A 10,256-nucleotide genomic window follows, 5' to 3' on the forward strand; every position below is an offset into this window, starting at 1 on the left:
AGTCCGGTGTGATAGGGACAAAATCTAACAGTTTTCGGCGGCGATCGCGGGCGCAAAAAGCCCAAATTTTGGTGGGGTTTTCCGAGCGGATGCCGACTTTATTCTTCGTCAATCTTAACGGTTTGGGATTGCAGATGTCAACAGTTTTATCGTAAAATGAATTTTACAAATATCGGAAAAATGTAAATCTTTGATGTGTTTTATTTGATACTTTAAGTGAAGGCAAATCTCCGCAATTTCCCGGACGATTCCCCGGGGAGCGACCGCGACAAGCGGGGCGGGCAATCTCCGACGGAAAAGGGTCGGGAGTCGATCTCATCTCAATCCGACTTGAAACTCGACTCCGGATAGAATGGGGTCATCTCAGTCAAAACACACAACGCGATTGGTTATGAAAGGAACATCCCAGAGCAAAATTCCTTCTCAGGCCGCCGGATTTCTGAAGCTGGCCGGGGTGATTTTATTCTTTTTTGCCCTGATCAACTACATTTTACTCTTCGTGCCGCCCAACTTCGGCGATGTCAGATGGCAGCTCAACTTCACGACTCAGATGGTAGAACAGGGCGTGATTCCCATCTTGGCGATCGCCCTGATGTTCTGCGCCTACGGGTTGGAGGAAGTGGCCGGAGTCGGGCCGGAGAAGCCGAAAGTCGGGTTCAACGACCTGAAATTTTGGGTCTACCTGATTTCCGGCTTTCTGGGTGTCATCTACCTGTTGCTGATCCCCCTCCACGTCAGCACGGCGATCGCGGCCAGCAACCAGACCATCGAGAAAATCAACGAGGACGCCGCGACCGCCCAGGCCCAGTTGGCGGAACGGCTCGAACAGCAGCAAAATCAGATGGCAACCCTGCTTCAAAATAGCCGGCGGTTGGAAGACTACGTTCGAGAGCAGCAACTCACCGAAGATCAACTCACCCGCCTCGAACAGTTCCGAGAAAACCCCAAAGCCCTGGAACTGCAAACCGACGCGATCGGGGAACAGCTCAAACAAGAAATCGAGGACCGGCGCCTGAAAGCGGAACAGCGCTCCAAACTCGGCACCTTCAAGTCCGGCGTGCGGGTGGGTTTGGGCAGTTTGCTCCTGGCCAGTTGCTACGTCACCATCGGCTGGAGCGGTTTGAGAAACAAACCCAGCCGCAAAAAGGGCGTTCGGGGAAAAAATTAATTGATCATTGACAATTGTCAATTTTTAGGATCGGACTTCCACTTTCAGCGCCGACTCGACCCGTTTCAACTCCACCTCCACCCGATCGTAAATCCCCCGCGCCTCCGTTTCAGGGATCGGGGTTCCGGCATCTACACCCCGGCGGCCGATCATTTCCAGTTTCAGACACAACTCCGACAACCCGAAGGCGCCCAAGGTGCCGCTGATGGATTTGAGGGAGTGAGCCGCCTGTTTGAGGGCCGCGGCGTCAGCCTGTTTGAGAGCCACGTCGATCGCCCGCAACAGTTCGGGGGCGCTTTCGAGGTACATTTCCACCACCTCTTCGAGGGCCTCGATGTCCCGCAACCCTTCGACGACGCCCGGGTCGAGAACGGGGCAGGATTTGCCATTGTCGTCGCCGTCTTTGGGAGCCGCGGCCGCGCCCAAATCCAGATCGGAAACGACGGGCCGACATTTTCCGAGCACCTTCACCAACCGCTCCATGCGGATGGGCTTGCTGATGTAGTCGTCCATCCCCGCCTCCATGCACTCGGCGCGATCGCTCTCCATGGCGTTAGCCGTCACCGCGATGATGCGCGGACGTCGGGCGCGAGCCTTCTCACTGTCGCCGTAGCGTTTTTGAATCTGCCGCGCCGCCTCCAACCCGTCCATGATCGGCATCTGCATATCCATCAAAATCACGTCGTAGGGCTGTCGTTGCAGGGCTTCGAGTACCTCCAGACCGTTCCCCGCCACGTCCGCCCGGTAGCCCATCCGCCGCAAAATTTGCAGGGCCACCTTCTGGTTGACCAGGTGGTCCTCGGCCAGCAAGATCCGCAGGGGCAGTTGTTCGGCCAGCAGGGGGATGTCCTGGGGCGATCGCATCGGAGACCCGCTCCACTGGTTCATCTTCAACGGTTCCCCGCACAAGACATTCACTAGGATATTGTAGAGCGGCGACTGCTTGATGGGCTTGCTCAAAAATGCGACGAACTCCCCGAACTCGGAGCGGTTCAAATTTTGTCGCCCCACCGACGTCAGCATCACCAGGGGCAACTTTCGGCCAGCCGGCGACCGGCGGATCTCCCGGACGACATCCGACCCGTCCCCGCCGTCGGCCGGCACTTCCACGATCGCCGCGTCGAACTCTGTGCCCGCCCCCAGCCACTCCAGCGCCCGGGTCGGAGTTTCGGCCGCCTCCACCGCCAAACCCCAAGCCCGGACATTGGCGGTCAAAATTTGGCCGCTGGTGGGGTGGGTACACAGGAGCAACAACCGCTTGCCCGTCAGTTCCGAAGTGTGACTCCACTCCGGCAACACGTTCAGACTCGACTCGACGACGATGGAGAAATAAAACGTAGACCCCACCGACGGGTAGCCCGCAAACTCCCAACCTTCGGGGGGGTCGCCACCGATCGCATTGTGGCTCGTCACCCACATCCGGCCCCCCATCATCTCCGCCAACCGCTTGCTAATCGCCAGACCCAACCCCGTCCCCCCGTACTGGCGGTTGGTGGAGGCATCCACTTGGCTGAAGGACTTGAACAGGCGACCCATGCCCTCCGGCGGGATGCCGATGCCCGTATCCTTCACCGACAACTGAATTTCGTAGCGTTCCGGGGACAGGGGAGTCGCCTTGGCGGACACCAACACATCGCCGGAGGCCGTAAACTTGACGGCATTGCTGAGTAAGTTCACCAAAATTTGCCGGACTCGCGCCATGTCTCCCACCACCTGGTGGGGGGTGGAGGGGTCGATCAGGTAGCCCAACTCCAGATTTTTGCCGGCCGCCTTCGTGACCAGCAAATCGATGGATTCTTCGACGCAGGTCCGCAGGCTGAAGGGGAAGGTTTCGAGATCCAACTTCCCGGACTCGATTTTGGAAAAATCCAAAATATCGTTGATTAGGGACAGGAGGGCATCGCTGCTGCTGCGGATGGTTTCGACGAAATCCTGTTGGATGGGACTCAGCGACGTGTCCAGCAGCAGGCCCGTCATCCCGATCACCGCGTTCATGGGGGTGCGGATCTCGTGGCTCATGGTCGCCAAAAATTCGCTCTTTGCGCGGGTGGCGGCTAGGGCTTCGTCCCGGGCCTGGCCGAGATCCCGAGCCGTCTGCTGCCGTTCCAACTCCGTGCCCACCCACTGGGCCATCAGCTTAATCAGCTCGCGATCGACGGCCCGAAACGGTTCGCTCAGGGGGTGGCGGCTCCAAAAACACAAGGTCCCGTAGGTGGCGCCGTCCACTTGCACGGGGATGCCCATGTAGGCTTCGACCTCGAACCCGCCATCTTCTCCGGCCCCGCTCGGGAGTCCCGATACCAACACCGACTCGAAAATCAGCGGTTTTCCCGCCCGCGCCGTCGCCAGACAAAAGGCATTGTCATTGAGCTGGAACACTTGTCCTTGTCGGATGGAATCATCGGGGGTGACGACCGCCTGAATTTCCGATTCCGGGTTGGGGGCGTCGAGGTTTTGAATGCGGGCCAGCAGCCCCACTTCCAGGCCGAATTTTTGACACCCCAATTCCAGAATTTGTTGGAGTTGCTCGGCCCACTCCACATTCCGGGCCGAGGTGATTTGGTAGAGGGAGCGGATGGAGGCTTCGCTTTCTTGCAGTTCCTGTTCCCGCTGCTTGCGATCGCTGATGTCCCGGGACACGCCGAGAATTTCTTGGACGGCACCGGTGTCGGGGTCGTAGATGGCGCGGCTGGTGGTTTCAAACCAGATGTATTCCCCGTTTTTGTGGCGGATGCGGTAGGTGAGGGTGTAGGAGACGTTTTGAGTGAGGACGATGTCGTAGGTATTGGCGAGGGCTTCGGTGTCGTCGGGGTGGAGGAATTGGCTGGGGTGGCGTCCGATCAACTCTTCCGGTTCGTATCCGAGTAGGGTGTAGCAGGCGGGGGAGGCGTAGCGGATCGTCCCCCGGCGTGCGTGGCGGGTAATTAAATCCGTGGAGTGTTCGGCCATCAGCCGGTAACGTTCCTCGCTATCCCGGCTCTGCACGTTGGCCCGTTCCAGGGCTTCGAGCATTTCGTTGATGGTCTTCCCCAGGTCGGAGAGTTCGTCTTCTCCCTCGGGGACGGCAACCCGCATGGACAGGTCGCGACTTTTGCCGATCTGATTGACGCGGTGGGTCAGGGCGAGGAGCCGGGTCAGGATCAATTTTTCAAAGACTAGCAAGGTGATACCACTCAGTAGGATGCCGACGATGAACAGGGAGACGGTGAGGTAAATCAGGGTGGTGCGGCCCTGGCGGTAGATGGGGCGATCGCCGGTGACTCGCAGGCGCAGGGCGGGTCGGTTGTAAATATCGAAGATGGGAGCATCTCCGACGATGGTGGAGGCGTTCAGGGGGGTGACGGCGAAGCCGGTCTCCGAGATCCATGGACTCCCGCCCGGGTCTCGCCGACTGATCGGGTCGATGTGCAGGGACAGTTGGGTGATCTCGGCGAGGCGCTCGATCTCTTTGGAGTCTAAATAGCGCCCGATCATCAGCGTCCCCCGACTCGGCCCGGCGGCGATGCTGGTGAGGATGGGGCGGGCCGAGAGCAACAGCGGACCGTCCGGCAACATCAAAATCCCCACCTTCGGACAGGGGGCGGCGTCTTCGCCGCCGGGGCACGGCGGGGTGGAGTCGGAAAAGAGCAGGCGGTCGGGTCGAATGTGGGGCAACAGACTCTCGGGAATGGGGACTTCTTCGCCGGCGTCGAGGTCGAATCCTTTGCCGAAGGCGATTTCGCCCCGGGCGTCGGCCAGCACGAAGAGGTTGAGTTTCAGGTCGATAAAGGTGGTGTTGACCAGGTTCGATCGCACATAGTGGCTGTCGTGTCGGTCGATGAAGGCGTAGGTGTCGTCCCATTTGGCGTGATCCTGGGCGATCGCGTCCAAGGTACTCAGGTCGTCCTCCAAGGCTTCCATCGCCCGCACCACGTCTTGATGCACCGATTCGGTTTCGAGGTTGTGGAAATTGTGGATCAGGATAAATGAGGCGGTGGTGTACAAAACCACGATCAGGCTGATGAGTGCTGCGCCGATGATTAGCAATGTCTTTTTGTGCAATTTCATGGCGGGAGTCCTTGAAGGCGGTGCTACGGGGCAACTGGCGTCAACAACAAAACAATATGCACCCAACGAGCTCGGGAAGATGTCTGATCTCCGATCTGGGCGGCTCCCGATCGAGACTCATCTGGATACTTCGATTTTGACATATTCCCCGCCCCCGAAAGACCGAAGGCCGTTTCCTTCTCTCGGATGCACAGGGAAGGTGCGGCGAATGGGGGGAGGGGGAGACGGGGAGGTGGGGAGGTGGGGAGGTGGGGAGGTGGGGAGAACTTTTCGGAGTCAAAAGGTATTTTTCACCCGCCGGCTTCAGCAATTGGACTGCCACCAAAGGGAGTTGAAATCCCCGCCGTCGCCCTCGCCGCCGCCAGAACCATTTCTCCGGTCGCGCCCGCGACCGGACGGTTTGAATCTTTTGGCGGACTTAACAGAGTGATAGGATTTTCGAGAACCCAAAGTCGGGCGATCGTGTCACAATACCTGTAAAGTGAAATCATTATGAGCTAGACATTGGGAGGTCACGAATGGTAGCCCTCACTGACCGAGTCAAACCGGGTCGGCTGACGGTGGAGGTGCGAGACATCACCGCAGACACCACGACGATCCGATCGCTCGATTGGGACCGCGATCGCTTCGACATCGAGTTCGGCTTGCAAAACGGCACGACCTACAACTCCTTCATCATTCGAGGGGAAAAAACCGCCCTGGTTGACACGTCCCACGCCAAGTTTCGCGACCTGTACCTCGACACCCTCAAGGGACTCATCGACCCGGCCGACATCGACTATCTCATCATCAGCCACACCGAACCCGACCACAGCGGTCTGGTCCGGGATCTCCTGGAACTAGCCCCTCAAGTGACGGTGGTGGGCGCAAAAATCGCCATTCAATTCCTCGAAAATCTGGTTCACGCCCCCTTCGATCGCATCCAGGTCAAAAACGGCGATACTCTAGACCTGGGCAACGGCCACGAACTGGAATTCGTCTCCGCCCCCAATTTGCACTGGCCCGACACGATTTTTACCTACGACCGCAAGACTCAAACCCTGTTCACCTGCGACGCCTTCGGGATGCACTACTGCTCGGACCTCACCTACGACGAGAACTTGTCGGAGATCGAGGCGGATTTCCGATTCTACTACGACTGTCTGATGGCACCCAACGCCCGCTCCGTCCTCGGCGCCATCAAGCGGATGAACAAACTCGGACCGGTCGCCACCATCGCCACGGGACACGGCCCCCTGCTGCGCCACAACGTGCAGGAACTCACCGGCCGCTACCAAAAGTGGAGCCAGGAACAGTCTAAAGCCGAAACCACCGCGGCGGTCTTTTACTATTCCGATTTCGGCTACAGCGACCGCCTCTCCCAGGCCATTGCCCACGGGATCACCAAGACCGGCGTCGCTGTGGAAATGATGGACATTCGGTCGGCTGACCCCCAGGAAATCCGGGAACTGGCCAGCATGGCAACGGGATTGGTCATCGGGATGCCTCCCGTCTCCGGGGAAGGGGCGGAGCAGGCCGAGGAAGCGATCGGCACCATTTTGGCCTCCACCAACAAAAAGCAGGCCTTCGGGCTGTTCGAGTCCGGCAGCGGCAACGACCTGTCCGTCTATCCCCTGGAAGTTAAATTCAAGGGCGCCGGCGTCAAACAGGCCTTTCCCTCCATCCGCATCGCGGAATCCCCCGGCGAGAACACCTACAAACTCTGCGACGAGGCGGGGACCGACATGGGACAGTGGCTGGGTCGGGACAAGGCCATCAAACAGATGAAAGCCCTCGACAGCGACCTGGACCGCGCCTTGGGCCGCATCAGCGGCGGACTCTACATCATCACCGCCACCAAAGGGGATGTCAGCAGCGCCATGTTGGCCTCCTGGGTGTCCCAGGCGAGTTTTGAACCCCTGGGGCTGACGATCGCAGTGGCTAAAGATCGGGCGATCGAGGCCCTGATGCAGGTGGGCGACACCTTCGTACTCAACGTCCTGGAGGAGAACAACTACCAGGCTTTGATGAAACATTTCCTGAAGCGGTTTCCGCCCGGTGCAGACCGCTTCGAGGGGGTGAAAACCCAAACCGCCAAAAACGCCAGTCCCATCCTCACCGACGCCCTCGCCTACATGGAATGCGAGGTAGCCTCTCGGATGGAGTTGAGCGACCACTGGCTTGTCTACGCAACGGTGCAAAGCGGACGGGTGAGCGACCCGGACGCCCTGCCGGCGGTTCACCACCGCAAGGTGGGCAACCACTATTAATTGATAATTGACAATTGAGAATGGACAATTGTTAATTGGATGTAGTGGGTTCTGAAACCGGGTTTCTATCTGAATGTTGGAGGTGAACTCGAGATCTTCTTGAGAAACCCGGTTGCTTGCCATTTCTCCCCCATCCCCTCCACTTCGGCTTCCCGACCCGTCGAATCAGAAACTCTACCATGTCTGCCCAACTACTTCAAGACCGGGATTACACGATCTTGATCGCCCGCAGTCACGCCAGCCGCGATCGCGCCCATCCGTGGTATCAAGAGTGGATAGAGGCCCAGACCGCCCTGATCGATTTGGCCAAACAGTGCCAGCAGTTCGACCCCGACGGGTTCACCATTTACGAAGTGTCGGGGATGATTCTCAAATATTCCCAGTCGGACGTGGCGACCTTTGCGAGGATTTTACTGGCAGCGAAAAGCCGACGGTCAGATCAAGAAAGGTGGGGAAATTATGGTCGCCGTGATCGATTATCAGGAGGCGGACACCGTAGAGGCGATCGCCAATTCAATTATCGAGGTGACGGAATCGTTGGAGAGTAACGAGGATCTCGGCATCAGTTTCATTCAAATTGGCGACGACGAATTCACGCGGAAATTTCTCACATCCCTGGACAACGATCTGCCACGGATGGGGGCAAAATTCGATATTGTCGATACCAAATATTGGCACGAGATCCCCCGCCAGTCCATCACTCAATTTTGGGTGGATGCCATCCACGATTGAATCGGAGAGCCGGCCTTGTCAAAAATCTGGAAATCTCGCCCGCTCCTCCCTTTTTAAGGGGAGCTTGAATGATAAAATTGCGCCATAGAAAACTTTGTTTACAATTTCACAATAAATCCAAACCATGTCTACTACTGTTACAAAAGCCCGGGACGTACAAGTATTTTTAATCGGAGAAGATACGAGAGTCGTGCGATCGCGGACTTGGGACCGGCTCAAATTCGAGGTCGAATATTCCCTGCAACGCGGCACGACGGCCAACAGCTATCTGCTCCAAGCAGAGCGGACGGCGATTATCGACCCGCCGGGGGAATCCTTCACCCAAAACTACCTCGACTGTCTCAAAGAACGCCTGGATTTGACCCAATTGAATTACGTGATCTTGGGTCACTTCAACGCCAACCGGGGCGCGACCATCAAAGCACTGCTCGAGATCGCCCCCCAAATTAAGTTCGTCTGCTCGAACCCGGCAACCCTGGCGCTGCGAGAATTTTTCCCGGAACAATCGTTAAATATTTTTACCATCAAAAACGAGGAAACGTTGGACCTCGGCAAGGGACACCAACTGCAATTCATCCCCGCCCCCACCCCCCGCTGGCCGGACGGGTTGTTGACCTACGACCCCCGCACCAACATCCTATTTAGCGACAAGTTTTTCGGCGCCCACGTCTGCGGCGACCAGGTGTTCGATGAAGGCTGGTCGGTTTATAGTGAAGACCGGCGGTTTTATTACGACTGCCTCCACGCCGCCCAGCCGAAAAAAGTGCTTTCAATTCTGGATAAAATCGCCGAATTGCCGCCCGTCCAATTCTACGCCACCGGACACGGCCCTATGGTGCGCTACGGGATGCACGAATTGACGAATTTGTACCGGGAATGGAGCGAAAATCAGAAATCCCGGGATTTCAATGTCGCCCTGCTGTACGCTTCCGCCTACGGAAATACGGCTGCCATCGCTAACGCCATCGCCCGGGGATTGACAAAATCCGGCGTCGCCGTGGAATCGATCAATTGCGAACACGCCAAGTCCACCGAAATTCAAGCCGCCGTCGAGAAGTGCGACGGATTTATCATCGGTTCCCCCACCCTCGGGGGACACGCCCCCACCCAAATTCAAACCGCTTTGGGGATCGTTTTAAATAGCACTTCGACGAGTAAATTGGCGGGGGTTTTCGGTTCCTTTGGATGGAGCGGTGAAGCGGTGGATTTGTTGGAAGATAAACTCAAAGATGCGGGGTACAAATTCGGATTTGAACCCATCCGCGTCAAGTTCAAACCCACGGATGTCACCCTGCAAACCTGTGAGGAAGCCGCGATCGATTTCGTCCAGGCCCTCCGCCGTGCCCAGAAGCTTCGCGTCCCCAAATCCAGCTCCCAATCCGCGAATGCCGATCGCACCGCCCAGGCTGTGGGGCGTCTGGTGGGGTCCCTGTGCGTGGTGTCCTGCGGCCGGGGAGAGGTGAAAAGCGGGATGTTGGCATCTTGGGTATCCCAGGCAACGTTTACGCCTCCCGGGCTGACGGTGGCCGTAGCCCGCGATCGCGCCATGGAATCGATGACCCACGTCGGCGATCGCTTCGTTTTGAATATTTTAGAAGAAGGAAAACAACTGCGGAAACACTTCATGAAACGGTTCGATCCCGGGGAGGACCGGTTCGCCAACTTGTCCACGACGGAAGCCTCGAACGGCTGTTTGATCCTCGACGACGCCCTAGCTTATCTGGAGTGCGAAGTCAAAAACCGGATGGAGTGCGGCGACCACTGGGTCATTTACGCCCAGGTGGAGAATGGAAATCTGCTCCACTCCGAAGGAATTACGGCGGTTCACTATCGGAAAACGGGAACGTATTATTAATGGGATTTTGACGGCCTCCCGCCCCCCTTGATTTTCCCCCGAACAGGGGCAACCGGAGGCAACGGTGAAGCGGAGGAGGCAGAGGGTACTGTGTCCCTCTTGTCTCCCCACACCCTACACCCGACTCCCTTTACAAAAGTAGCAACAACTTTAGGATTTTCTCTTAAAGGAGTTGGTAGAGGCACATTGACTATGCCTTTAAGAG

General features: G+C 57.6%; 6 protein-coding genes. 5 read left to right on the forward strand and 1 reads right to left on the reverse strand.

Annotated features, from left to right (window positions below):
* The first annotated feature begins 8 nt into the window (after nt 1–8).
* The gene (locus tag AC0QHF_RS18565) at nt 9–155 is read left to right on the forward strand and encodes a hypothetical protein (protein ID WP_324705727.1); all 147 of its coding nucleotides are present in this window, start codon (nt 9–11) and stop codon (nt 153–155) included.
* Nucleotides 156–391: 236 nt separating this feature from the next.
* Complete coding sequence (locus AC0QHF_RS18570; RefSeq protein ID WP_324705728.1) at nt 392–1,168, forward strand: HpsJ family protein; 777 nt, start codon at nt 392–394, stop codon at nt 1,166–1,168.
* A gap of 24 nt (nt 1,169–1,192) precedes the next feature.
* On the opposite strand, the gene AC0QHF_RS18575 is transcribed toward AC0QHF_RS18570, so the two are convergent.
* A complete protein-coding gene (locus AC0QHF_RS18575) occupies nt 1,193–5,215 on the reverse strand; it encodes a CHASE4 domain-containing protein (RefSeq protein ID WP_324705729.1) in 4,023 nt (1,340 codons plus the stop codon).
* A gap of 518 nt (nt 5,216–5,733) precedes the next feature.
* On the opposite strand from AC0QHF_RS18575, the gene AC0QHF_RS18580 reads away from it, so the two are divergent.
* The 3 genes from AC0QHF_RS18580 (at nt 5,734) to AC0QHF_RS18590 (ending at nt 10,051) form a co-directional block, all read left to right on the forward strand.
* Nucleotides 5,734–7,464, forward strand: coding sequence for a diflavin flavoprotein (locus tag AC0QHF_RS18580; RefSeq protein WP_324705730.1), 1,731 nt, complete (start codon nt 5,734–5,736; stop codon nt 7,462–7,464).
* Nucleotides 7,465–7,863: 399 nt separating this feature from the next.
* The gene (locus AC0QHF_RS18585; protein WP_324705731.1) at nt 7,864–8,196 is read left to right on the forward strand and encodes a vWA domain-containing protein; all 333 of its coding nucleotides are present in this window, start codon (nt 7,864–7,866) and stop codon (nt 8,194–8,196) included.
* A 124-nt stretch (nt 8,197–8,320) separates the two neighbouring features.
* Entirely contained in the window at nt 8,321–10,051 is a 1,731-nt protein-coding gene (locus AC0QHF_RS18590; protein ID WP_324705732.1) for a diflavin flavoprotein, read from the forward strand.
* Nucleotides 10,052–10,256: the final 205 nt, after the last annotated feature.

The sequence above is a fragment of the Lyngbya sp. CCY1209 genome, assembly GCF_055795065.1.

Excerpts from the sequence above, each read along its gene's own strand:
- AC0QHF_RS18570 (WP_324705728.1), top strand. The coding sequence starts at position 392 with ATGAAAGGAACATCCCAGAGCAAAATTCCTTCTCAGGCCGCCGGATTT.
- AC0QHF_RS18575 (WP_324705729.1), bottom strand. The coding sequence starts at position 5,215 with ATGAAATTGCACAAAAAGACATTGCTAATCATCGGCGCAGCACTCATC.
- AC0QHF_RS18580 (WP_324705730.1), top strand. The coding sequence starts at position 5,734 with ATGGTAGCCCTCACTGACCGAGTCAAACCGGGTCGGCTGACGGTGGAG.
- AC0QHF_RS18590 (WP_324705732.1), top strand. The coding sequence starts at position 8,321 with ATGTCTACTACTGTTACAAAAGCCCGGGACGTACAAGTATTTTTAATC.